The sequence below is a fragment of the Tardiphaga sp. 839_C3_N1_4 genome (assembly GCF_051811045.1).
GTDB lineage: Bacteria > Pseudomonadota > Alphaproteobacteria > Rhizobiales > Xanthobacteraceae > Tardiphaga.
In genome coordinates, this window is sequence record NZ_JBPWQD010000001.1 from 2915349 (window position 1) to 2938828 (window position 23480).

21 protein-coding genes are annotated in these 23480 nt (G+C 62.3%); 6 read left to right on the plus strand and 15 right to left on the minus strand.

All coding sequences use genetic code 11. The features are described 5' to 3' along the window. Positions 1–149: 149 nt before the first annotated feature. Positions 150–2399: a TonB-dependent siderophore receptor gene (locus tag AB8A38_RS14010; protein WP_439086346.1), complete on the plus strand. Its 2250-nt coding sequence runs from the start codon at positions 150–152 to the stop codon at positions 2397–2399. A gap of 30 nt (positions 2400–2429) precedes the next feature. On the opposite strand, the gene AB8A38_RS14015 is transcribed toward AB8A38_RS14010, so the two are convergent. The 7 genes from AB8A38_RS14015 to AB8A38_RS14045 form a co-directional block, all read right to left on the minus strand. Beyond that, positions 2430–2912, minus strand: a complete 483-nt coding sequence (locus AB8A38_RS14015; protein ID WP_439086347.1) for an anthrone oxygenase family protein — start codon at positions 2910–2912, stop codon at positions 2430–2432. Positions 2913–2952: 40 nt separating this feature from the next. Beyond that, a complete protein-coding gene (locus AB8A38_RS14020) occupies positions 2953–4152 on the minus strand; it encodes a multidrug effflux MFS transporter (RefSeq protein ID WP_439086348.1) in 1200 nt (399 codons plus the stop codon). A 288-nt stretch (positions 4153–4440) separates the two neighbouring features. Continuing rightward, entirely contained in the window at positions 4441–4848 is a 408-nt protein-coding gene (locus AB8A38_RS14025) for a VOC family protein (RefSeq protein ID WP_439086349.1), read from the minus strand. Positions 4849–4863: 15 nt separating this feature from the next. Further along, positions 4864–5265 (minus strand): DoxX family protein, encoded by a 402-nt coding sequence (locus AB8A38_RS14030; RefSeq protein WP_315840738.1) that lies wholly within the window; start codon positions 5263–5265, stop codon positions 4864–4866. A gap of 77 nt (positions 5266–5342) precedes the next feature. Next, complete coding sequence (locus AB8A38_RS14035; RefSeq protein WP_439086350.1) at positions 5343–6656, minus strand: RNA polymerase sigma factor; 1314 nt, start codon at positions 6654–6656, stop codon at positions 5343–5345. Further along, a complete protein-coding gene (locus tag AB8A38_RS14040) occupies positions 6653–7018 on the minus strand; it encodes a YciI family protein (protein ID WP_315840736.1) in 366 nt (121 codons plus the stop codon). Before AB8A38_RS14040 ends, AB8A38_RS14035 begins: the two co-directional genes overlap by 4 nt. Before the next feature lie 98 nt (positions 7019–7116). Beyond that, positions 7117–7776: a TetR/AcrR family transcriptional regulator gene (locus tag AB8A38_RS14045; RefSeq protein ID WP_439086351.1), complete on the minus strand. Its 660-nt coding sequence runs from the start codon at positions 7774–7776 to the stop codon at positions 7117–7119. A gap of 100 nt (positions 7777–7876) precedes the next feature. Here AB8A38_RS14045 and AB8A38_RS14050 point away from each other — a divergent pair, with 100 nt between their 5' ends. Then, positions 7877–8527: a glutathione binding-like protein gene (locus AB8A38_RS14050; protein WP_439086352.1), complete on the plus strand. Its 651-nt coding sequence runs from the start codon at positions 7877–7879 to the stop codon at positions 8525–8527. Here the strand turns inward: AB8A38_RS14050 and phnE (AB8A38_RS14055) are convergent, their stop codons facing one another. The 4 genes from phnE (AB8A38_RS14055) to phnC form a co-directional block, all read right to left on the minus strand. Further along, the gene (phnE, locus tag AB8A38_RS14055) at positions 8528–9376 is read right to left on the minus strand and encodes a phosphonate ABC transporter, permease protein PhnE (RefSeq protein ID WP_439086353.1); all 849 of its coding nucleotides are present in this window, start codon (positions 9374–9376) and stop codon (positions 8528–8530) included. It abuts the gene before it with no gap. Further along, the gene (gene phnE, locus AB8A38_RS14060) at positions 9373–10257 is read right to left on the minus strand and encodes a phosphonate ABC transporter, permease protein PhnE (RefSeq protein ID WP_439086354.1); all 885 of its coding nucleotides are present in this window, start codon (positions 10255–10257) and stop codon (positions 9373–9375) included. The genes phnE (AB8A38_RS14055) and phnE (AB8A38_RS14060) overlap by 4 nt, the downstream gene beginning before the upstream one ends. An 80-nt stretch (positions 10258–10337) precedes the next feature. After that, complete coding sequence (phnD, locus tag AB8A38_RS14065; protein ID WP_439086355.1) at positions 10338–11276, minus strand: phosphonate ABC transporter substrate-binding protein; 939 nt, start codon at positions 11274–11276, stop codon at positions 10338–10340. A 113-nt stretch (positions 11277–11389) separates the two neighbouring features. Continuing rightward, positions 11390–12199 (minus strand): phosphonate ABC transporter ATP-binding protein, encoded by an 810-nt coding sequence (phnC, locus tag AB8A38_RS14070; RefSeq protein WP_439086356.1) that lies wholly within the window; start codon positions 12197–12199, stop codon positions 11390–11392. 224 nt (positions 12200–12423) lie between these two features. On the opposite strand from phnC, the gene AB8A38_RS14075 reads away from it, so the two are divergent. Genes AB8A38_RS14075 through AB8A38_RS14085 form a run of 3 tightly spaced genes read left to right on the plus strand, consistent with a single transcriptional unit; the run spans position 12424 to position 15043 of the window. Continuing rightward, a complete protein-coding gene (locus AB8A38_RS14075; protein ID WP_439086357.1) occupies positions 12424–13074 on the plus strand; it encodes a chloramphenicol acetyltransferase in 651 nt (216 codons plus the stop codon). After that, entirely contained in the window at positions 13071–14258 is a 1188-nt protein-coding gene (locus AB8A38_RS14080) for an alpha-D-ribose 1-methylphosphonate 5-triphosphate diphosphatase (RefSeq protein WP_439086358.1), read from the plus strand. The genes AB8A38_RS14075 and AB8A38_RS14080 overlap by 4 nt, the downstream gene beginning before the upstream one ends. Before the next feature lie 26 nt (positions 14259–14284). After that, positions 14285–15043 carry a DUF1045 domain-containing protein gene (locus AB8A38_RS14085; protein ID WP_439086359.1) on the plus strand — a complete coding sequence of 253 codons (759 nt, stop codon included), beginning with the start codon at positions 14285–14287 and terminating at the stop codon, positions 15041–15043. A gap of 4 nt (positions 15044–15047) precedes the next feature. Here AB8A38_RS14085 and zigA read toward each other — a convergent pair whose 3' ends face one another. After that, complete coding sequence (gene zigA / locus AB8A38_RS14090) at positions 15048–16259, minus strand: zinc metallochaperone GTPase ZigA (RefSeq protein WP_439086360.1); 1212 nt, start codon at positions 16257–16259, stop codon at positions 15048–15050. A gap of 179 nt (positions 16260–16438) precedes the next feature. After that, positions 16439–17587, minus strand: coding sequence for a diguanylate cyclase domain-containing protein (locus tag AB8A38_RS14095; protein WP_439086361.1), 1149 nt, complete (start codon positions 17585–17587; stop codon positions 16439–16441). A gap of 390 nt (positions 17588–17977) precedes the next feature. On the opposite strand from AB8A38_RS14095, the gene AB8A38_RS14100 reads away from it, so the two are divergent. Then, positions 17978–19480 carry a sensor histidine kinase gene (locus tag AB8A38_RS14100; protein WP_439086362.1) on the plus strand — a complete coding sequence of 501 codons (1503 nt, stop codon included), beginning with the start codon at positions 17978–17980 and terminating at the stop codon, positions 19478–19480. A 4-nt stretch (positions 19481–19484) separates the two neighbouring features. Here the strand turns inward: AB8A38_RS14100 and AB8A38_RS14105 are convergent, their stop codons facing one another. Continuing rightward, positions 19485–21062, minus strand: coding sequence for a gamma-glutamyltransferase family protein (locus AB8A38_RS14105; protein WP_439086363.1), 1578 nt, complete (start codon positions 21060–21062; stop codon positions 19485–19487). A gap of 336 nt (positions 21063–21398) precedes the next feature. Continuing rightward, positions 21399–23417, minus strand: coding sequence for a primary-amine oxidase (locus AB8A38_RS14110; RefSeq protein WP_439088518.1), 2019 nt, complete (start codon positions 23415–23417; stop codon positions 21399–21401). Positions 23418–23480: the final 63 nt, after the last annotated feature.

Genomic DNA, 23480 nt, shown 5'->3' on the forward strand with positions numbered 1-23480 from the left:
CCGGATTGCACGGCTGCCGATCCATCGCGCAGCTTCGCCAGCTTAGAGAGATACTAATTCCAGACTAAATGTATGACGCCCCCGACGTCTTCCGGGCGCGGCGTTGCGTGATAAGTCGCCTGCATCACTTGGTAATGGGGTGCGGGCAAATGAAATTCAAATCTTCCACTCATCTGGGATGGCTTGTCGGAGCGGCGCTGCCGATGCTGGCGTTGATCACGACGCCATCGCAGGCGCAATCGCCGCAAGGCAGCACGGCATTGCCAGCCGTGGTGGTGGATCAACCCATTCGCCCGGCCGCACGTGCGCGCGCGACCCGCCCATCGACAGCACGCGCGCGTGCAACGCGCCAGGCTGCGGCGCGCAACAATGCGCCGGTTGCTGCTGCCACCGCGGCTGCCGGTGTTCGCGCGGAAACTGCCACCGGGCCGGTGCAGGGCTATCTCGCCAATCGCGGCATGGGCGGCACCAAGACCGACACGCCACTCCGCGAGACGCCGCAGTCGATCTCGGTCGTGACCGCCGATCGCATCACCGACCAGGGCGGCCTGTCTGTCCAGGAAACCCTGCGCTATGTGCCCGGCGTGACCGCCGATCCGTTCGGCGGCGATGCCCGCGGCGACTACACGTTAATCCGCGGCCAGGAGCCAAGCCGCTATCTCGACGGCATGCAGGGCTCGCGGCTCAGCCAGGTGCTGGAATGGCGCCGCGATCCCTACGCACTGGAGCGCATCGAAGTGCTGCGCGGGCCATCGTCAGTGCTGTATGGCGGCTCGTCCACCGGCGGCGTGCTCAACGAAGTGTCGAAGCGCCCGCAGGCCGAATCCCGCAACGAGATCGGCGTGCAGTATGGCTCCTTCGACCGCAAGCAATTGCAGATGGACTCCACCGGCAAGCTGACCAAGGATGGCGAGTGGCTGTATCGCTTCGTCGGCGTGCTGCGCGACTCCAACTCGCAGGTCGACTACGTGCCAAACGACCGCATCCTGCTGGCGCCGTCGCTGACCTGGCGCCCGACCAATGACATCTCCTGGACCGTGCTCGGCAACTACCAGAAGGACAGTTCCAGCTCGTTCAGCGCCTTCCTGCCCATCGAGGGCGTGCTGAAGCCCGGCCCCAACGGCTATATCCCGGTCAACCGCTTCGCCGGCGAGCCGAATTACGATCGCTACAACATCACTACCGGCGGCATCACCAGCTTGTACGAGCAGAACTTCGGCGATGCGCTGAAGATCAAGCAGAGCTTCCGCTACAGTCACACCGATGGCGATTACGCCATCATGTATCCGGACCTGTATTCCAACCCGACCAACCCGTTCCTCGACGCCGGCCGGCGTACCGTACAGCGGATCTACTACGCCCGTCAGGCGGCGAAGGACGCCTTCACCTCCGACAGCAATGCCGAAATCAAGCTGCAGACTGGCGCGGTGTCGCACAAGGTGCTGGTGGGCATCGACTATCTCGGCTTGCACGAGAAAACCCGCAGCGGCAGCGGCCTCGATCCGCGGCCGTTCGATCTGTATGCGCCGGTCTATAGCAATTTCTCGGCCTCGCTAACCGACGATCGGCAGGCACAGCAGGGCCAGACCGGCTTCTATGCGCAGGACCAGATGCGGCTGGGACCATGGCTCGCGCTGCTCGGCGTGCGGCAGGACTATGTCAGCTATAGTATCGAGGGGCTGCCCACGCAGAACGACAGGGCCACCACCGGCCGCGCCGCGCTGATGTACGAATTGCCGTTCGGCGTGACGCCCTATGTGTCCTGGGCGCAATCGTTCAATCCGATTTTCGGCGCCGGCACCTGCGCCACGTTCTGCAAGCCGGTGCGCGGCGAGCAGTATGAGGTCGGCGTCAAGTACAATCTGTTCGCCGGCACAGCGATCAATGTCGGATTTTACGACACCACCGAGAAGAACCGGCTGTCGGGCGACCCATCCAATCCGATCTTCTCGATCCAGACCGGCCAGGTGCGGATCAAAGGCGCCGAACTGGAAGTGTTGACCAGCGTCACACCCAATCTCGACCTGATCGGCGCCTATGCCTATACCGACGCGCGGATCGAGTCCGGTGACAATGCCGGCAAGCGCGTCGCCAGCGTGCCGCAGCAGCAGGCCTCATTGTGGGGCAAATATCGCCTGGCCTCGCTCGGCCTGCCTGACGTTACCGTCGGCGCCGGCGTGCGTTATATCGGCGAGTCCTGGGACGGCATCGACGTGCTGCGCACGCCCGACTACACGCTGTTTGATGCCATGATACGCTGGGACAATGGCCCGTGGCGGCTGCAGTTCAATGCGACCAATATTGCCGATACCCGCAACATCGCCACCTGTCTGTCGTTCGGCGATTGCTTCTACGGCATGGGCCGCACGCTGCTGAGCACCGCGACCTATCGATTCTGAGGCCCGGCACCCGCTTCGCTCGAAAACGCTCTAGAGAACGCGGAGCCCCAGCATAAAAAAGGCCAGCGCGCCGATGGATGCCGCCGTGCGCACGTGGTTCCAGCCGGTCCAGACCGACAGATAGCGCGTCCACAGACTTGCCGCCTCGGCGCTGTCGGCGGACGCGACTGCGAGCGCGTCGTTCAGCGGCACGTTGAAGACGACGGTGACGAGGAAGGTGCCGACGGTATAGAGCAGCGCGCCCGTGACGAGGTAGGGTGACGCCGGATGCGACCAGTTCAGCACCGCGATCACAGCGATGATGACGCTGAGCAGGACCGTGCCCATGAAAGCGGTGAGGAACAGCGGACTGAGGATCGTGCTGTTGATCGACTGCATCGCAGCAATGCCGGCCGGCGCCGGCAGCTTGCCGAGCGCGCTCATCACCGTGACCGAGAACACGAAGAACAACCCCGCCATCAGGCCGGAGCCTATCGCTGCCGCAAATGTCAGGCCGAACGACATACGTCCCATCCTCACCTCGACCCTGTCGGTGCTCAGCCTAGCAGTTTTACTACTCGGCGAGCTGCGGCGAAAGTTCGCGCGGGCGTAGCGTGGCGATACTGACGGCAAGCGCACCAACCGCCGTGCAGGCGATGGTCGCGACCATCGGCAGCGAGGTGCCGTCGAAGAACAGCCCGGACACGCCGATCATCACGCCGCCACTGACCATCTGCAGCGTGCCGCCCAGGGCGGAGGCGATGCCGGCGATGGGGCCATGGTTCTCCAGCGACAGCACCATGGTGGACGGGATCACCAGACCAAGGAAGGCGAAGGACACGAACAACAGCGGAATCAGTACGGCAAGGCTGCTGAAGCCGGCCAGCGTGAGCGCCAGCAGCACGACTGCGAAAAACGCATAGGCCGACACCGCCGCCATCACCACGCGGCCCATGCCGAAGCGGCCACCGAGGAAACCCGCGAATTGCGAGGCGCCGATGAAGCCGATGGCATTGACCGAGAAAGCCAGGCTGTATTGCGTCGGCGTCAGGCCGTAGTGCCCGATATAGACGAAAGACGATGTCGCCAGGAACGCAAAGAAGCTCGCCATGCCGAGGCCGCCGATGAAGGTGAGCCCGAGAAAGTGCCAGTCGCGCAACAGTTCGCCGAAGCTGCCGAGCACATTGCGCACACTGCCCGAGATGCGCTCATGCGCGGGGCGCGTCTCCGGCAGCAACGAGGCGACCAGCACAAGGGCAATGACGGCTGCAATGGTCGTTGCGACGAACACTGCGCGCCAGCCGAACGGCACGATCAGCGCACTGCCGCCGAGCGGCGCGAGGATCGGCGACACCGAGAATACCAGCATCACCAGCGACATCAGTTTCGTCGCCTCGACGCCGGTGTGCAGATCCCTGATGATCGCGCGTGGGATCACGCCCATGGCGGCGGCGCCGAGGCCCTGAATGAAACGAAACGCAATCAACCACGCCACCCCCGGCGCCAGCGCGCAACCAATCGACCCGGCGATGAACAGCGTCAGACCCGCATAGAGCGGCGCCTTGCGGCCATAGACGTCGGACAGCGGACCATAGGCGATCTGGCACAGGCCGAAAGCAATGAAGAACGCGATCAGCGTCATCTGCGTTGCCGAGGTCGTGGTGTGCAGATCGGCGGTGATCGCCGGCAGCGCCGGCAGATACATGTCGATAGCGAAGGGGCCGACGGCGGAGAGTAGGCCGAGCACGATGGCGTTGCGGGTAAAGGCGGACATGGGGAAATCTTTTTCTTTTCAGAATCTGGGCAGTGACGCGCGGACTGCGCGCTCCTTCTCCCCGCACCCGTGCGAAGCGAAACTTCGCTAGGCGGGGAGAAGGGTGGGATGAGGGGCAAGGCATGGCGCACCCACAACCATGATTTATCGGATCGCGCTGTAAGACGCGACCCTTGTCTGCAGTGTCTGCGATCAGCTCAGTGCCCCGCCCCTCACCCGCCGCGACGACGTGGCGACCTCTCGCCGCGCGAGTGCGAGGAGAGGTCAGAAAGCGGCGTACGCCTCACATCACTCCATCGCGCAGTTGATCATCCAGGGCGCGCCGAACTTGTCGACACACATGCCAAATCCCTTTGACCAGAACGTGGCGCCGAACGGCATCTTGATGGTGCCGCCCTCGGACAATGCCGCGAACACCTTGGCGCCATCTGCAGGATCCTTGATCTGCAGACAGACCGACATGCCCTGCATCTTCTCGAAATAATCTGACGGCGCGTCCGAGGCCATGATGACCTCGCCATCGACCGAGATCTGGCCATGCAGCACCTTCTTGGCCATCGAGGGCGGCATCTGTTCCGCCGCAGGCGAGCCTTCCACATGCATGATGACGTCGATCTTGGCGCCGATAGCCTTCACATAGAAATTGAGCGCCTCTTCGCAATTGCCGTTGTAGTGAAGATAGGGATTGACCTGCATCGCTCTTTCCTCCGGTTAAAGACTTTGGGGTCGGATCGGGATCATCGCGCGCAAATGGGGATCGCGCAGGTACAGCCCACCCCATGCCATCACGCCGATGTAAAAGCCAAACAACAGATGCGTGAATAGCGGGCTGTCGACGCGCAGGTGCGTCGCCATCGCGCCGCCAAGAAGCCCGGTGAGCAGAATGGCGCCGAAAACGGATGTACGCGGGATCGCGTAAAGCAATGCGCAGAGCAGCGTGAGGACGCCAAGGCCGCGCGCCTGTGCCATGCTGCCGCTATAGCCGAGCTGCTGCATGGTCTCGGTAACCTCCTTGATCGGCACCAGCTTGATGCCGCCATCCATCACCAGGAAGAGGACTACGAGGGTACTGAGGATGCGGCCGATCCAGATTGAGGCACGGGAAATGGGCATCAAATGGTCCTGCGGTTCGAATGGTGTGTTGTCTCAAAGACGAGCGGCGTGGGCGCAATCCGACACCGCCATGAAAATTATTTTGGAGCAGCCGCCTTGTTCTTCGCCTGATTCTTGGCCTTGTTCGCGACTTTCGGTCGCGGTTTGCTCTCCAGCATCAGCCGGTCGAGATGCATCCGGATGTGATCGGCCTCCGCGGACGTATTTGCCAGCGCGATGGCGCGGTTGAAGCTCTCGCGCGCTTCGTCATTGCGGCCGAGCTGCATCAGATAGGCGCCCCGCACGCCGAAAAAGTGGAAGTAATTTGAAAGTTTCGCGGCCAGCGGCGCGATCATCTCCAGTGCCGCTTCGGGGCCGCGCACTTTCGACACCGCCACCGAGCGATTGAGCGTGATCACCGGCGACGGCTGCAATATCTCCAGCGAGCCATAGAGCAGTTCGATCTGCGCCCAGTCGGTGTCTTCCGGCTTGGCCGCGCGGGCATGGAGCGCGGCAATGGCAGCCTGGATCTGATAGGCGCCGGTGCGGCGATGGCGCATCGCCTTGTCGATCAACGCCAGGCCTTCGGCGATCATCTTGCCGTTCCACAGCGTGCGGTCCTGATCGTCGAGCAATACCAGCGCGCCATTGGCATCGAAACGCGCCGCCGAGCGGGCATATTGCAGCAGCATCAACGCTACCAGGCCCATGATCTCCGGCTCGGCCGGAAACAGCTTGAGCAGCAACCGTCCCAGGCGGATCGCCTCCTCGCACAACGGCGCGCGCAGATCGATACTTTCACCTGATGCCGAATAGCCCTCGTTGAAGATCAGATAGAGCATGGCGGCCACGGCAGCGAGACGCTCGCTGCGCTCCGGCCTGCCGGGTGTCTCGAACGGCACATTGGCCTTGGCGACGGCTGATTTCGCGCGGGTAATGCGCTGTTCCATCGCGGCGTCCGAGACGAGGAACGCGCGTGCGATCTGCTTCACCGTCAGGCCCGAGACGATGCGCAGTGCCAGCGCGATCTGCTGCGTCGCCGGGAGCTGCGGATGGCAGCAGATGAACAGCAGCCGCAGGATATCGTCGCGATAGTGCGAGCCGTCGAGCCGGTCGGCGAGCTCGCTTTCGGCATCATCCAGATCAGATATCGCATGGTCGTCGTCCGGCAGCGGCTGCTGCTTCGCGCCGCGGCGGATATCGTCGATGGCCACGTTGCGACCGACCATGATCAGCCACGCCGCGGCATCGCGCGGCGGGCCATTTTGCGGCCAGGTCTTCAGTGCGCGCAGGCAGGCGTTCTGGAACGCCTCCTCTGCAGTGTCGAGATTGCGGAAATAGCGCAGCAACGCACCGAGCGCCTGGGGACGCGCCGAGGTCAGCGCCGCATCGATCCAGGCGACATCCGTCATGGCTGGAACGCTCCGTGAAAGACGCCAATGGGTCGGATCTCATACGCACCGCCGGGATTGGCGCGGCCGAGTTCCCCGGCAATCTCCAGCGCGCCATCGAGATTTTCTGCCTCGACGACATAGAAACCGAGCAACTGTTCCTTGGTTTCGGCGAAGGGGCCATCGAGCACCACCGGCGGCTCGTCCTTGCGCAGCGTTGTCGCCGCGGTGGTCGGCAGCAGGCGCGCCACCGGGCCGAGTCGGCCCTGCTGCGCGAGCTTGCCGTGCACGACGGCGAGCTTCGCCATCACGGCGTCGTCTTCGTCTTTCGACCAGCCGCCGACAACGGCTTCATCATGGTAGCAGAGGATGGCGTAAAGCATGGGGTCTCCTTGGATGAAAGACGGTCGGCATCGTGCGATACCGACAGGTTAGCGGAATTTATTGTGAAGCCGATCGGATTTCGCGCCGAGGGAACCGGCTAGCGCACCGGGCCGCAGAGCAAGGCAATTGCACCTTTCACGATCGCATTCAGCTCAGTGCGGAGAACACCGGCTCGGGCACGGATCGACAGCGAAAACAATATCGCCGACGCCATCTGCGATAGCGCCGCAACGTCCACGGTGTCCGGCATTTCGCCGCGCGTGAGTGCGGTGCGGAAGCACCAGCCGAAGGCATCGTCGACATCAGCAAAACCGCGATAGACCAATTCGCGGATGTCGGGATCGGCAATCGCATCCGAGGCCACGGTCATCACCGTGAAGCAACCGCGCGGCTCCTCACCGGTGAGATAGATGTCGAGTGCCGCATCGAAGAACCGGCGCAGCCGCTCCCGGATATCGATATCGGCCTTGAAGATCTCGGTGACCCGGACAGTGTAGTCGTCCCGATAGCGCTGGTAGCTCTTGATATAGAGTGCGCGCTTGTCGCCGAACGCGCCATAGAGCGACGGCCGGTTCATGCCGGTGACTTCGCTCAGATCGTCCAGTGATGTCGCCGCGAAGCCACCTCTGCGAAACAGCGCCAGCGCCTGCCCGATAGCCACATCGGGCTCATAGGCCCGCGGCCGCCCTCGCCGCTTCGGCCCGGCGGCAGGCTGCGGCGTTGCCACGACAACGGGCTTTTTCTTTTTTTGTACCATTTCGCACTAAATTCCTTGACCGGATCTATATTATGCGAGACGGTACGAAAATCAACCAACGGATCGACCACAACGGTCCGTCAGCTCAAGGAGACTTCCAATGGATCTCTATTTCTCGCCGATGGCCTGTTCGATGGCGACACGCATTGCGCTCTATGAGGCAGAAGCTGGCAGCGCCGCGCAATTCCTCGAGGTCGATCCGCTAAGCAAGGAAGTCCTCAGCGATGGTTCGGATTTCCGCAGCGTCAACCCGCTGGGGCTGGTGCCGACGCTGCGCACCGACGATGGCGCGATCCTCACCGAGAATGCCGCGATCCTGCAGCATGTCGCGGAGCGATTCCCGCAGTCGCCGATCGCCGCCGGTTCAGGCCTGGAGCGGTCGCGGCTGCAGCAGTGGCTCTGCTTCATTGGTACCGAATTGCACAAGGGATTTTTCGTGCCATTGCTCGCCAAGAAGGCCCCGGCTGAGATGAAGGCCTATACGCTGCAGAACGGCCAGTCGCGGCTGACCTATCTCGAGAATCACCTCACCGGACGTGAGTTCCTGCTCGACAGGTTCAGCGTCGCGGACGCCTATCTCGTCACAGTGCTGAACTGGACCATGGTATTGCCGGAGGTGGATCTAAAAAACTGGCCGGCGATCAAGGCCTATCATAAGCGCCTGCGCGAGCGCCCGAGCATCGTGCGCGCCGTCGCTGAAGAGTTCGAACTGTTCAAGGCCGAACAGGAGCGCCACAAGGCGGCGGCGTGATCACGCCACCGCGCGGCGACCGATGATGGCAAAGCGCAGTCGGCTGGAGATCCAGTCGATTGCCGCCACCGCGACGAGGATCATCAGAATCAGGAACGAGACCTTCTGCCATTCGAGCACACGGATCTGCTCAGCGAGCTGAAGACCGATACCGCCCGCGCCGACGATGCCGATGATGGTGGCGGAGCGGGTATTGGACTCGATGAAATACAGCACCTGACCGGCAATAACCGGCAGCACCTGCGGCATCAGGCCGAAGCGAATCTCATGCAGCGCACTGCCACCGGAAGCGCGGATACCTTCGACCTGCTTCTTGTCGGCGGCCTCGATGGCCTCAGAAAACAATTTGCCGAACGCGCCGAAATCCGAAATCGCGATTGCCAGCACGCCGGCGAACGGGCCAAGACCGACGACATTGATCCAGACCAGCGCCCAGATCAGCGTGTCGACGCCGCGGATCGAATCCAGAAAGCGCCTGACGGGAAAGCGCAGCCAGGCCGACGGAATGACGTTCCGTGCGGCGAGCAGACTGACCGGCAGCGCGAACACGGCTGCGAGGGTCGTGCCGAGCAGCGCGATCGACAGCGTCTCCCCCATCGCGTGCAGATAGGCAGGCAGCGACGAACCGGGATTTGGCGGGATCATCATCATGGTGATCCAGCCGAGTTCGCGCAGGCCGGTCCACATCCGCGCCGGCGAGAAATCGAGTTCATTGAGCCCGAAGATGAACAGGGCCAGCGCCGCGACCAAGATCACGGGCGCACCGGCGCGCGAGGCCATCGGTCGGTTGAAGACGTCAGGATAGCGTGCGCGCAATGCGGGGGTGTTGATATCAGGCCGCCCGCTCATGATCTCGCTTCCTTGCCGAATAGACGGCCGCGCAACCAACCGGTCCCGATGTCGATGACGAAGACCGCGACGATGATCATCAGCAGGATCGCACTGACATCGGAATAGTAGAACTTTCTAACAGCAACGACGAGTTCCTGGCCGATGCCGCCGGCGCCGACGAAGCCCATCACGGACGCACCGCGCACATTGATCTCGAAGCGCAGCAGCGTGTAGCTGGCAAAGCCCGCCGCGACCTGCGGCAGCACGGCAAAACGCATGCAGTCGACCCAGCCGGCGCCGGTCGAGCGAATGCCTTCCACCGGCTTCATGTCGATATTCTCGACGATCTCGCCATAGAGCTTGCCGAGCGCCCCAACGCAGTGGATCGCAATGGCCAGCACGCCGGCCATCGGGCCGAGGCCGAAGGCGATCACGAAGATCAGCGCGAACACGATATCCGGCACGGTGCGGCAGAATTCCATGAAGCGGCGCACGACAAAGCGCAGTGGCACCGAGGGCGCGGTGTTCTCGGCCGCGAGAAAATTCAACCCAAAGGCCAGCACGGCACCGATCAGCGTGCCGACATAGCTGATCAGCACGGTCTCGCCGAGCAGCGACAGCCACTTCTTCCAACCCCAGAACCACTCATTGACGTCGGTCCACACCCGGGTGCCAGCCTCGAGCGTGAAGATACGATCGAAATAGCTGCCGAAATTGCCGATCTTCTCGACGAAGGTCCTGAGATTGACCTCGGCCCCCAATGCCGCAACGAACAGCGCCGCAAAGCAGGCCACGACGACAAGCGTCGTGCGTAACCGCCGGCGCGCGACCGCCTTGCGATAGGCGTCGTTCAGCGCAGCGAGTTGCGGAGCCGGAAGGATGGAAACGGCGGCGGACATGATGTGCGGGCCTATCTGGGATCAGACACAGAAAAGGAGCCGGACCATTTCTGATCCGGCTCCCTTCAATGATCAGGCGATCAGGACGCCTTCTTCTTGCGAAGTGCGTCGACGAACTTGATCAGGTCGATGGTGGCGTCCCAATCCTTGGTGGTCGCGGCGTGGAAACCCTTCTTCTGGCCATCTGATAGCTTGTCGAATGCGGCCTTGTCCTTGGTCGGCGCGTCGGTGAAGGCCTTGGCGATAGCAACCTTCAGCTCTTCCGGCAGGTCCGAGCTATAGGCATAGGGACCGTTGATGATCGGGGCCGACTTGTGGATGATGCGGAAGTCTTCCTTCTTCATCGCCGAGCCGTCGGCATTCTTCAGCATGCCCTTGGTCAGCATCTGCTGCAGCGTCGAGTCGTTGTCGTTGGTCCACTGGTTGGCGGCGACATCGACGGTGCCCTGCGACAGCGCGAGCATCGCGTTTTCATGGCTGCCGGTGAACACGACTTTGCTGAAATAGGTGTCGGCGTCCGAGATGCCCATCTTGTCCAGTTCGAAGCGCGGTACGTTGTTGCCCGAGGTCGAGTTCGGATCGACGAGACCGAGGTTCTTGCCCTTCAGATTGTCGACCGACTTGTAGGGGCTCGACGCCTTGACGAAGAACACCGAGTAATAGCCGGTCGAGCCATCGATGTTGATGTCGTTGGCAAACGCATCGGTCTTGACGCCGGTGAGACGGGCGCGTGCGAACGAGGCCGAACCGTAGCTCGCGATATGGATATTGCCCGAGCGCTGACCTTCGATGACGGCTGCGTAGTCATTGGCAATGCGCAGGTTGACTTTCACGCCGAGTTCTTTCGACAGATAGGTGACGAACGGCGCCCAACGCTCGGTGACGCCCGAGGCGTTCTCGGCGGGAACGACGGCGAAGGTCAATTCCGGATACTTGGCTTTGTAGTCTTGGGCCGAAGCCGAGGTGGTGGCGAAAGCCAGCGCTGCGGCGCTGAGCAGAATGGAGCGACGGTTGATCATGACAATCCCTGTTTTGATCTGAGGTGAAACGTTTCTTCTTGGCAGAAAGCGCGTCTATCGCGGCGATGCCATCGTTACGATGACGTCACCACGATAATTTCAACGCACTGCAATCACGCGACGGCAGCAACACCGTATTCGGGAACTCGGGTGGGCGTCGGCACACGCGCCGATCCCATCACCTCGTCAGCTTCGAGATCGTAGAGTTCGCGGGCGATATGTTCGGTGAGCGCAGCCGGCTCACCGTCGAACACGACACGGCCGGCGGACATGCCGATCAAACGGTCGCAATAGGTGCGCGCCAGATCGAGCGAATGCAGGTTGCACATCACGGTGATGCCGAAGTGCTTGTTGATCCGCAGCAGCGCATCCATGACGATGCGGGTGTTGCGCGGATCCAGCGACGCGATCGGCTCGTCCGCGAGGATAATGTCGGGCTGCTGCACCAGCGCCCGGGCAATCGCGACGCGCTGCTGCTGGCCACCGGAAAGCTGGTCGGCGCGTTGCGAGGCGTATTGCGCCATGTCGAACTGTTCCAGCGCCGACATGGCCAGCGCGCGGTCGTCCTCGGGCCACATCTGCGTGAGCGAGCGCCACTGCGGCATCTCCGCCAAGCGCCCCATCAGCACATTGGTCAGTACATCGAGACGGCCGACGAGATTGAATTGCTGGAAGATCATCGCCGAGCGCGCGCGCCACTTGCGCAGATCGCGGCCCTTGAGTGCCGTGACGTCGACGCCATCGAACATGATGCGCCCATCGGTCGGCTCGGCCAGACGATTGATCATGCGCAGCATGGTTGACTTGCCGGCACCTGAACGACCGATCACGCCAACGAATGCACCGGGCTTGATCTCGAACGATGCGTTATCGACGGCAGCCTTGGCGCCGAAACGGCACGTCAGCTTATCCACCACCAGCATGAGGCACTCCAATGACAATAGACATCGCCACCGGTAACGCCCGCGTTTAACAATGATGTGACATGTGCCCTGCGCATACGGGTTATCGTCATTGCGGGAAAAACAAGCCCGAATTCATGCTGACGTCACGACACCGTCACGAAACCGACCGAAGAGGTGCCCGCGCGCCAGCGCACACTCTGATATATCACCCACCGATTCCTCTTCCGTCGCACGAGCGTCACATGGCTGGAAAACAACTCTCGCTCACGCCTGCGGTCGATCCCACCGCGAAACTCGTCGACACCAAGCTCGGCGCCTATACCGAAGTCGGCGCGCGCACGATCCTCAACGAAGTGACGATGGGCGACTATTCATATGTCGTGAATGACGGCCAAATCACCTACACGACGATCGGAAAGTTCTGCTCGATCGCGGCGATGATCCGGATCAATCCCGGCAATCACCCGATGCACCGGGCGACGCAGGCGCACTTCACCTATCGCGCCAGCGCCTATTTCCCCGGTGAAAGCGACGACGCCGACTTCTTTGCCTGGCGACGCGAACATCACTGCACTATCGGCCATGATGTCTGGCTCGGCCATGGCGCCATTGTGCTGCCCGGCCGCAGTATCGGCACAGGTTCTGTGATCGCCGCCGGTGCCATCGTGACCAAGGACGTCGCCCCCTATACGATCGTTGCTGGCAATCCGGCGCGACCGGTGCGGCGGCGGTTCTCGGAGGCAGTGGAAGACGGGCTGATGGAGCTCGCCTGGTGGGACTGGGAGCACGAGATGCTACGACAGGCACTGCCGGATTTCCGCAAGCTTCCGGTCGAGGATTTCTTAAGCAAGTATAAGGGCGTCAAGGCGCCCAGGCAGATGGCAGTGACATGACGGATATCTTCATCGACGGCGGACGCACTTTGCTCGGCCAGGACATCGCCGAGACCTCGCTGCAGATTGGGGGTGGCGTGATTGCGGACATCGGATCGGATGCGCCCCATGGCGCGCTCGGCCTCGATGCGTCCGATCTGCTGGTGCTGCCGGGAATCGTCGACCTGCATGGCGATGCCTTCGAGCGGCAGTTGATGCCGCGCCCCGGCGTCGACTTTCCGGTCGATGTCGCCTTGATCGACAGCGACCGCCAGGCCATCGCCAATGGCATCACCACAGTGTTTCACGGCACCACATGGTCCTGGGAGCCCGGCCTGCGCGGCGCGAAGAACGCCCGCAAGCTGCTGAATGCCATCGAGACGCTGCGGCCGCAGCTCGCATCGGATACGCGGTTCCACCTGCGGCAGGAGACGTTCAATCTCGACGCCGAAGATGAGATCGTAGGCTGGCTGCAGGCCGGTCGCATCAATCTCCTCGCCTTCAACGATCATATGGACATCGCCGGAATCTCAAAGCCGGCGAAGCGCGCGCGGATGGTGGAACGTACCGGGCTGAGCAGCGATGCCTTCGACCAGTTGGTCGATCGCGTGCTGTCGCGCACCGATGAGGTGCCGGCCTCGATTGTCCGCCTCGCCAAGGCGGCGAATGCTGCCGGCGTGCCGACGCTCTCTCATGACGACGCGACCCCTGCCATGCGCGACGACTTCCGCCAACTCGGCGTCAACATCGCCGAATTCCCGATCAATGAAGAGACCGCGAAGGCCGCCGCTGCGGCCGGCGACTTCATCGTATTCGGCGCACCCAACGTCGTGCGGGGCGGCAGCCACACCGGCTGGACCAAGGCGTCCGACATGATCGCCAAGGGCCTCTGCTCGATTCTCGCCTCGGACTATTATTATCCCGCACAGCTGCTGGCCGCGTTCCGGCTGCTCCATGACGGCATTCTGTCGCTGCCGCGGGCTTGGGCACTGATCTCGTCCGCACCAGCGAAAGCTGCCGGTCTCACCGACCGTGGCGAGATCATCGAAGGACGCCGCGCTGATTTGCTGCTCGTCGATGACAGCATCGCAATGCGTCCGCGCATCGTCGCCGTGATCGCGCAGGGCAAGCTCGTGCATCTGACCGATGCCACAAGGCTTCAGCCGGCGCGTGCCATGCACCGCAAGGCTATTGCCGCAGCGTAACGCGGCGGCTCCTCTCTCACTTGAGCATGATCGTTCCCGAAAACCGGCATCCACTTTTCGGGATCATGCTCTATGGTGCGGCCATGAATGAATTCCCGCGCTACGCGCTCTATTACGCCCCCGACGCCGACAGTGCCCTCGCCCGCTTCGGCGCCGAGACCCTCGGTTACGATCCTTTCACCGGCAATGACGTGCTGGTGCCCGGCGATCTCATGATGCAGGCGCCGGACTGGCCGGCGCTGATCAAGGACCCACGCAAATACGGCTTTCACGCCACACTGAAGGCACCGTTCTCGCTGGCGCCGGAAGCCACCGAAGCCGACCTGATCGCGGCCTTCCATGACTTCGCCCGGATGCCCCGTGCCATCCCGAAAATCTCGCCGGTGGTTCGTATCATCAGCGGCTTCACGGCTGTCGTGCCGGATGCGCCCTCCCCTGAGCTCGCCGCATTGGCGCAGACCTGTGTCGAAGGATTCGAGGTGTTCCGCGCACCAATGACGCCGGGGGATCGCGCGCGGCGCAAACCGGAGAACCTGACGCCGCGACAGGTCGAGCAGCTGGATCGTTTCGGCTATCCCTATGTGCGCGACGATTTCCGGTTTCACATGACGCTGACCGGACGGCTTGCTCCCGAGCGCAGCGCAGCGGTGCTGGCGATATTGCAGCAGCGGTTCGCGACACTTGATCTCACCTCACTGCGAATCGACCGCATCGGCCTGTTCCGCCAGACATCTGCGACGTCGCGCTTCCAGGTGCTGCGTCACGCGCCGCTGACGGCGACCTGACGCGTCACGAGGATGCCATCTCGTCCGCCCGTTTCCAGGCGGGAAACGGATCGGCGAGCCCGGCCCAGCCGGAGATATCCATGCCGGGCTTGCCGGGCACGAGGCAGGCATCGAGCCGGCGACGGATGTCGCTCTCATCCATGTCGGAGCCGATGAAGACGATCTCCTGACGTCGGTCGCCATAGATCTCGTTCCAGTTCTTCTTCAGCGACTGCCGCCAATACGGATCGTCCGGCCAGCGATCAACGGGGACATTGGCCCACCAGAATCCCATGCCTTCCGTGCGCACGATGGCGCCCGCCTGGCTGAGCTCCCCGACCCATTGTGGCCGCGTTGCCAGCCAGAAATGCCCCTTGCTGCGGATCACGCCGGCCCAGCTTTCGCGCAGGAAGGCCTGAAACTTCACGGGCTCGAATGGTCGCCGCGCGCGATAAACGAAATTCGTCACGCCGTATTCTTCGGTCTCCGGCACGTGATCGGCAAAGCCATAGAGCTCCTTGTGCCAAAGCGGATGCTGCTGCGCCTTTTCAAAATCAAATCGTCCGGTATCGAGCACACGGTCGAACGGCACATTGGCAAAGTTTGCCTCGATGATATCGGCGTCGGGATTGAGCGCGCAGATGATCTTGCGCGCGCTGTTGCATTGCTCGGGCGTGGCGTCATTGACCTTGTTGAGCACGACGACATCGGCGAATTCGATCTGCTCTACCAGCAGGTCCACGAGCGTACGCTTGTCACCGTCGAGCGCCTCGCCGCGGTCTTGCAGGAAGTCGGTCGAGGAGTAATCCTTCAACAGGTTCACCGCATCGACCACCGTCACCATGGTGTCGAGCTGTGCCACGTCGGACAGGCTGTCGCCGTTCTCGTCGCGGAAATCGAAGGTCGCGGCCACCGGCAGCGGCTCTGCAATTCCGGTGGATTCGATCAGCAGGTAATCGAACCGCTGGCTCTCGGCGAGCGCACGAACCTCCTTCAGCAGATCGTCGCGGAGCGTGCAGCAGATGCAACCATTGGTCATTTCGACCAGCTTCTCATCCGTCCGCGACAGGTTGGCACCGCCATCGCGAACCAGGGCCGCATCGATGTTCACCTCGCTCATGTCGTTCACGATCACCGCCACCTTCAGGCCGTGACGGTTGTTCAGCACATGGTTCAGCAAAGTTGTCTTTCCAGCCCCGAGGAAGCCGGACAAGACTGTGACGGGGAGTTTTTGCATCGAGATCGAACAGTCTTTTAAGGGTACGGGACATTGGGCTCTTCATATTTGTAATGTTATAACATTACAATCCTCATGCCTGTCAACCCGCGCACACCGATCCCGTCGATGCGCTGTCAGCTTTTCTGATTCTGCTGGAAATCATCTGGCGCGGTCAGCTCACGCTCATTGCGTGGACGCTAGCCAGCTCGCGCGATTGTCTCGGCATCCACCGGCTTGGCGAAGGTCACACGGTTTCGACCGCTGGCTTTCGAGACGTAAAGCGCCCGGTCCGCGGCAGGCGTGAGACCGCAGGGGTCGTCGCCCTCGCGGCCAATAGCAATGCCGACGCTGGCGCCAACCCTCAGTTCCAGGTCATCGATGACGAACGGCTCCGAGAGCGTCCGAATGATGCGGCGGCCCAGCAACATCGCCTCCTCGCGATTGCCGACGACGGATTGCACCACGACGAATTCATCACCGCCCATGCGCACCGCGAAGTCGCCGTCGCGCAAAATTCCGCTGAGCCGGCTCGCAACTGCCTGCAGCAGCGCGTCGCCTACAGGATGGCCATGCACGTCGTTGACCTCCTTGAACCGATCGAGGTCGACGCTGTGAACGGCAATGAGACAGCCCACCGCCCTGGCGCGCGCCGCTATGATCGCGAGGCGTTCCTGAAAGCCAAGCCGATTGGCTAGGCCCGTCAGCGCATCGTGCCGCGCGAGGGTCGAGAATTCGTGCTTGAGCGAGATCTGCTCGATATTCTGCCGATAGATGAAACGCACGGTCTCGAAGCTGCCGAGCAGGAACGCGATCAGGATCACGGCATAGAAAGCCAGATTGCTGTCGACGCGGGCCAGCGCTGAGAATGCCGTCGGCAAGGCAACCAGCATCAAGGCCGGCAGCGCGATCCCGGGGCGAACGGAAATCCGGCAGACGATGCCGGCCGCATAGCCGAAGACCAGCGCCGTTGCGAGGAGTTGATGCGCAGGATTCTTCGCCCAGAAAGTCGCCGCGCCAAGCAAGCCAATCAATCCTGCAAAGACGTAGCTGCTCCACGCGTAAAGCCGCTCCCATCGCTCGGCCGCGGCGATGGTGAAGCTGCGTTGACCTTTGCTGCGATGATAGACGCCCTCTGTCGCCACGCGGAAGATCGTGACGATCACTCCGGCTGCACTCAACCCGTAGAACCATGGATTTGCAGAACTAATGGCGACGTGACACGAGACGATGGCCAGTGTGAAGCCGGCGATCGAGAGCGGCACACGCGTCTGGAAGAGCATGTCGATGAGTTCGATCCGGACATGGTCCGGAACGCCTACGAAAATTGATCTCCAGAATCTGACCACGTCGCCTCTCCCCGAAGCACCCGATACCGCCAAAGTCTGAAATTTTCATCGGCGAACTCGCTCAAAATCTAACTGAGTTAATCGGCGGTTACCAAACGTACCGCTTGCCTCGTCGCATCCCCCGAACCTGTGAGCCAGACGGCTGACCCAGCAATGCGCGAGCTGGCCATTTGCCCACTGACGACGCCAACCATCCCTTGTATCCCTTGGCGCCTGCACTCCCAGCGTACTGCTGCCATCAGCAGTCCTGAGCTGTTTCAAACGTCCCAAATTCTGGTAGATGAAGCCGTCCCGGCAATCAGCCGAACGACATTCCCCCAAATATCCACCCGCCCCGCCGCCAGATCTCCGGCGCCGATCAAGTGCAGACGACCGGGCAAAGTTGGCCTCATGAACGACCTGTTGATCAAATTCGGTCTGCGCTTCGAGAGCCCTGAACAGGAAACAAGCTTTGTCCGAAGCTTTGCGCTCGGAGAGCTTCGCCGCGCACAGGCCGCGATGGTGCTTGGTGCAATCGTCTATTGCGCTTTCGCCATCTGGGACCGGATTCTCGATCCCCTCGCATGGACCACGACATTCGCCATCCGCGCCGCAGTCGCCGCCATCATTCTGCTGCCCCTCACCGCGGCACTGTTTCTGCCGCGTGCACGCCGCTGGGCCAAACCCATCTATCTTCTCTACTGCGTCGTGCCGGGCTGCGTCCTCAGCATCATCTATCTGTTCATCGATCGCGGCTTCGAACATTCCACGGCCGGAATCATCATCGTGATCCTGTTCGTCTCGACGCTGCTGCCGCTTCGCCTCCCCGCACTGACGGTTTTCTGCATCACTACATGGGCGTGCTTCATCTATTGCCAGACCTTTGCGACCTATCTGACGGACGGCTTGCGCTTTATCAACAATTTCGAGATCGGCTTTGCCTATGTGCTCTCGCTCTACGCGGTCGGTGCACGGGAATTTCAGGCGCGGCGCCAATTCCAGACATCGCAAGCCCTGCAGGACGAGAAAGAGCGCTCCGTTGCCGCGCTGGTTGAACTGCAGAGTACGCAATGGCAACTGGTGCAGGCCGAAAAGTTAGCGTCGCTCGGGCAACTGGTCGCCGGTGTCTCGCATGAAGTCAGCACGCCGCTCGGCGTCGCCCTGACCACCGCGACCGTTCTCGAAGGTGAGCTGAAGATGCTGACCGCCACAATCGAATCCAGTCAGGTGCAGCGCTCCGCGCTCACGCAGAGCATCGCGCGGCTCAGCGAAGGCATGAAACTGCTGTTCGACAATCACCGTCGGGCTGCGGACCTGGTCCACAGCTTCAAACAAGTCGCGACTGACGAAGCCAACCAGGAACGCCGCGCGTTCGAAATACGTGGCTGGCTCGGCGAAGTCATGAGTACGCTGCAGCCGCTGCTGGACCGCAGCGGCCACACGGTTCGCGTGATATGCGAGGACGGCATCGTGGCCGACACTTATCCGGGTGCCCTCGCGCAGGTTATTCGCAATCTGGCGCTGAATGCCGCGGTCCATGGCTTTCCCGATGGCCGCACCGGTGTGATCGAGCTTGCCGTCTCCCGGCTGGACGATTGCAACATGCGCGTCGTCGTGACTGACAATGGCGCCGGCATCCCACCGGACGATCTGCCGAAAGTTTTCGATCCGTTTTTCACGACACGGCGCGACAAAGGCAGCACCGGCCTCGGCCTGCACATCGTCTTCAATCTGGTCGTCTCGACCCTGAAGGGGCAAATCGATCTGGCCAGCGAACCGTGGCAAGGTACACGGTTCACACTGGACTTGCCGCTGGATCCCGAGAACCCTAGCTCACCGGCGTCGAAGACCGGCGAGTTCCAGGTCAGTCACGGCGCGACGGGACCTGAAGCTCGCCATCGCGCCTTGTCCTGATCGATCAGAAGCCGAGTGCGAGACCGTCCTTGCGGTGGTCCGAGGCGCCGAGCAGCACGCCGCGCTTGTAATCGATCTGGATGGCCTGGCAGCCGCCGATGCCGGTATCCATCATCTGCAGCGTATGGCCGCGGGCGGCCAGATCGTTGCGCACCGCTTCCGGGATGGTCTTTTCAAGCTGCAGCAGATTGTTGGTCGCGAACGAGCGCGGCGCCTCGGCAGCGGCCTGGATGTCCATCTTGCGGTCGATCACATCGGATATGAACTGGGCATGGCCGGTGGCCTGATAATGGCCGCCCATCACGCCGAATGGCATGACCGCGCGACCGTCTTTCATCAGCATACCCGGGATGATCGTGTGCATCGGCCGCTTGCGCGGGCCAAGCGAATTCACATGGCCGGGCTTGGCGCGGAAACTCCAGCCGCGGTGATGCAGCAGCACGCCGGACTTCTTTGCATAGATGCCGCTGCCGAACGGACCGAACAGCGAATTGATCAGTGACACGGCGTTGAGATCGCGATCGACCACCGTCAGATAGACCGTGTCCTTGTGGATGACCGAGTCCCAATCCTCTTCCGCAGAGGCGTGCTTCATGTCGATCTTGGCGCGAAGGTCGCCGATGAATTTGTCCGACAGGAAGCGCTCGACATCGACCTGGCCATAAGGCGGGTCGCAGAAATAGGCATCGCGCGTGCGATAGGCCGCCTTTGTCGCCTCGGCGAGCACATGGATACGGTCGGCCTCGCTCAGATTGGCGATGTCGTAACCGGCCAGCACGCGCAGGATCATCAGCGCCGCGAGGCCCTGTCCGTTCGGCGGACATTCGGCGACGTCATAGCCGTGATGATTGGCCGAGATCGGCGTCACATAGTCGGAGCGCTGCTCATTGAAATCATCGGCCTCATGCACGCCGCCGACGGCGCGCAGCGTGGTGATGATATCGTCAGCTACCTGGCCTTGGTAAAAGCCGTTGCGGCCCTCGCGCGCGACCCGGCGCAGCGTGGCAGCGAGCGCCGGCTGGACGCGCTTGTCACCGACCGCGGGGGCATGGCCGCCCGGCAGATATTGCGCGGTCGCGTCGGGATGCAGCTCCAGCTTGCGGCGCCATTTGGCCCAGTCAGCGGACACGCGCGGCGTAATGAGGAAGCCATTCTCGGCGGCATCGATGGCGGCGGCAAACACGTCGGCCAGCGGCTTCGAGCCATGATCCTTGCTGAGCGTGCACCAGGCATCGATGGCGCCAGGCACGGTAACGGTCTCGACACAGGTCTCGGGAATGTCGCGGGCGCCGGACGCCGCATATTTCTCGGAATCGATCTTGGCCGGCGTACGGCCGGAGCCGTTCAGCGCGATCGGCGCGCCGCCCTTCGGCGAATAGAGGGCGAAACAATCGCCGCCGATGCCCGTCATCGCGGGATCGGCCACGCATTGCACAGCGACCGCTGCCAGCGCCGCATCGATGGCATTGCCGCCCGACTTCAGCATCTCCACTGCAGCCAGCGTCGCCAACGGATGCGAGGTTGCGGCCATCCCGTGCTCGGCAACGGCGACGGAACGGGCAACGGCCATGAAATCACGCATGAGAGTCCTCTATCGGTACGAAGCCGCCTGGCGCAGATCGCGCGATGAGGCGGGAGAGATGCGGTCGAGCGCCGAGCAGATCGGCCCCCAGGCGCGCGGGGATGCCGTGTGGTTTAGCGTGTGAATCGGCAGTGCGGTAGCCGTTAGCGCAATAATGATACCGGCAGCTGCCATCGCGAGCGCGATATCGCGCCGCAACCCAACCGTGCAGATCGTTGCACGGCTCCCGGGGCCTATGCGGCCTGCCCGCATCCGCCTGATTACCGCGGCACCGGGCAACGCCGCAAGCAGGGCCACGAGGCAGCAGATCATGTCGCGTGCCTCCCGATCATGGCCTCAGGACTTGTGGCAGCAGGAGCTGGCGACAGTTCCCGTCGGCGCCTCGGTGCTGAGCACACTGCGGCCATCGCGCTCCGGCGCGATATCATGCGCCGGATTCGCCGCGAAGAAGCCGTTCGGCTTCAGCATGAAGCCGGCATATTCCACCGGCATCACCGGGAAGTCTTCCGGCTTGCAGACATGGGTATGTCCGAAGGAATGCCACAACACGATGTCGGTGTTCTCGATATTGCGGTTCTGCTCGATGTAGCGCGGCAGGCCGTCGCCGCCGGCATGGACGTTCGGATAATCGCCGCTGGCGTATTTCTCGGCAGGATCATAGGCCGTCACCCAGACATGCCTGGTGGCGAAACCGCCACGCTTGCGGACGAAACTGCCTTCCTGCGCCAGCATCAGCGGGCTCGGCATCACGGAAAGCTTGTAGCCCGCGGGATTGCCGACGCTGTTCTTGCTGTTCGGGTTGGTGACCTTCCAGTAGCGGCCGCTCTGACCGTCGGCGATCGCCGCCGCATCGCGCTCGCGCGCCAGCGTGCGGCTCTTGAGATCGAACGCATTGCCGTGTGGATTGTCCGTACCCCACGGGCGTTGCGCGAATTCGTGTTCGGTCACGGTGTTGCCGCCGCCGTCGAGGTCCATATGCATGCGGACATTGAAGAAGTGCTGATGCGTCGGGCCGCCGAGATTCTCGTCGACCATGCCGCCCCAAGCATATTTCTGGCCGGGCGCCACCGCCGCCGTCTGGATGATGCCGGTGAGCTTGGCCTCCAACTGGATGGTGCCGTCCTGGTAGAGATACCAGTAGAAGCCGTAGTCATAATTGCCGACGGTCGCGAAGAAGCTAATAACGAGGCGCCGCGAGCGGCGCACTTCGAACAGCCCATTACGGAATTCGTAATGCTTCCAGAGGATGCCATAATCCTCTTCGTGCATGCAGACCGCATTCTTCATCGTGAACGGCTTGCCCTGCTCATCTGCCGCCGGGATGTCGAAATAATGGATGTTGCCGAGGCAGTCGCAGCCGAGTTCGAGCGCGTTGGCGAGCATACCCAGGCCGTATTCGCCGGCATCGAAAGCCGACTTCCAGTAGTGATTGGCGCTCGGGTCGGCGTAAGGCACCACCATTTCGGTGACGCTGGCACGGTGGATGATGGAGCGCTTCCTGTCACCGTCCTGATAGCCAAGCTGGTTCAGCACCAGACCTTCGCGCGGCGTGAAGCCGACACGAAAACTCCACTTCTGCCACTCCACGTTCCAGCCATCGACCTTGAAGCTCGGACCTTCCGGCTGCTCAATATTCAGCGGCTTGATGTCGGTGCGCGGATTGGTGTTCTCATGGGCGCCGTAATTGCGCTTCTTCTTCGGAATCGGAATGACGACTTCGTCATCGAGCAGATCGACCACTTTCTGGTGGATCAGATCGACGACGGCCACGACACCCTCGACCGGATGCGCATAGGCGTTGTCCTTGATGTCCTCGCGGAAGAACGTGACGGCACGCACGATGCGGCGACCGCGCTCGAAATCGCGATCGAAGAAGCCCGACGAGAACGGATCGACCTGCGCCATCTCCATGTCCTTGTCGGACATGCCACGACGGCGCATCGCGTTACGCCAGCCCTCGTCGGACTTGACGATCTGCTCGCACAGCATGAACTCGCCGATCATCACCGGCGGCTGGCCGTAAGGCGCTTCAGAATTCGGCAGCAGCTTGGTATCAACGATCTTGCTGGCCGTGAGATCGACAATGTATTCGGTCGATGCGCCGGTTGCGGAGTCCAGCACCACGATGAAGGCGAGGCGCGGAAGCGGCGTGCCACCGGCATAGGCGCGCAGATCAGCCTTACTCGGCTCTTCCAGCCGCACGATGGGAAAGCGGGCCCGCGCCGACAGTTTGGCATCTCTCCTTACGAGATCGCAGGCCGCCCCGATTTCATCCAGCGACAGCGGGTTGAGCGGATGGAACGGCACCGGCGCAGCCGTTGGCTGAACGATCGCGTCACTCTCGATCTTGGTCATGACCGTCATAGGCAGAACTCCTGAAGGCGCCTAGCGCCATGGGGGATGGGAAGCGTCGAGGGT

Excerpts from the sequence above, each read along its gene's own strand:
- AB8A38_RS14035 (WP_439086350.1), bottom strand. The coding sequence starts at position 6,656 with ATGACGGATGTCGCCTGGATCGATGCGGCGCTGACCTCGGCGCGTCCC.
- phnC (WP_439086356.1), bottom strand. The coding sequence starts at position 12,199 with ATGCTGGTGGTGGATAAGCTGACGTGCCGTTTCGGCGCCAAGGCTGCC.
- AB8A38_RS14025 (WP_439086349.1), bottom strand. The coding sequence starts at position 4,848 with ATGCAGGTCAATCCCTATCTTCACTACAACGGCAATTGCGAAGAGGCG.
- AB8A38_RS14110 (WP_439088518.1), bottom strand. The coding sequence starts at position 23,417 with ATGACCAAGATCGAGAGTGACGCGATCGTTCAGCCAACGGCTGCGCCG.
- AB8A38_RS14020 (WP_439086348.1), bottom strand. The coding sequence starts at position 4,152 with ATGTCCGCCTTTACCCGCAACGCCATCGTGCTCGGCCTACTCTCCGCC.
- AB8A38_RS14030 (WP_315840738.1), bottom strand. The coding sequence starts at position 5,265 with ATGCCCATTTCCCGTGCCTCAATCTGGATCGGCCGCATCCTCAGTACC.
- AB8A38_RS14085 (WP_439086359.1), top strand. The coding sequence starts at position 14,285 with ATGATCGTTCCCGAAAACCGGCATCCACTTTTCGGGATCATGCTCTAT.
- phnE (WP_439086353.1), bottom strand. The coding sequence starts at position 9,376 with ATGAGCGGGCGGCCTGATATCAACACCCCCGCATTGCGCGCACGCTAT.
- zigA (WP_439086360.1), bottom strand. The coding sequence starts at position 16,259 with ATGCAAAAACTCCCCGTCACAGTCTTGTCCGGCTTCCTCGGGGCTGGA.
- AB8A38_RS14100 (WP_439086362.1), top strand. The coding sequence starts at position 17,978 with ATGAACGACCTGTTGATCAAATTCGGTCTGCGCTTCGAGAGCCCTGAA.
- AB8A38_RS14040 (WP_315840736.1), bottom strand. The coding sequence starts at position 7,018 with ATGCTTTACGCCATCCTCTGCTACCATGATGAAGCCGTTGTCGGCGGC.
- AB8A38_RS14050 (WP_439086352.1), top strand. The coding sequence starts at position 7,877 with ATGGATCTCTATTTCTCGCCGATGGCCTGTTCGATGGCGACACGCATT.
- AB8A38_RS14045 (WP_439086351.1), bottom strand. The coding sequence starts at position 7,776 with ATGGTACAAAAAAAGAAAAAGCCCGTTGTCGTGGCAACGCCGCAGCCT.
- AB8A38_RS14015 (WP_439086347.1), bottom strand. The coding sequence starts at position 2,912 with ATGGGACGTATGTCGTTCGGCCTGACATTTGCGGCAGCGATAGGCTCC.
- AB8A38_RS14105 (WP_439086363.1), bottom strand. The coding sequence starts at position 21,062 with ATGCGTGATTTCATGGCCGTTGCCCGTTCCGTCGCCGTTGCCGAGCAC.
- phnD (WP_439086355.1), bottom strand. The coding sequence starts at position 11,276 with ATGATCAACCGTCGCTCCATTCTGCTCAGCGCCGCAGCGCTGGCTTTC.
- phnE (WP_439086354.1), bottom strand. The coding sequence starts at position 10,257 with ATGTCCGCCGCCGTTTCCATCCTTCCGGCTCCGCAACTCGCTGCGCTG.
- AB8A38_RS14010 (WP_439086346.1), top strand. The coding sequence starts at position 150 with ATGAAATTCAAATCTTCCACTCATCTGGGATGGCTTGTCGGAGCGGCG.
- AB8A38_RS14075 (WP_439086357.1), top strand. The coding sequence starts at position 12,424 with ATGGCTGGAAAACAACTCTCGCTCACGCCTGCGGTCGATCCCACCGCG.
- AB8A38_RS14080 (WP_439086358.1), top strand. The coding sequence starts at position 13,071 with ATGACGGATATCTTCATCGACGGCGGACGCACTTTGCTCGGCCAGGAC.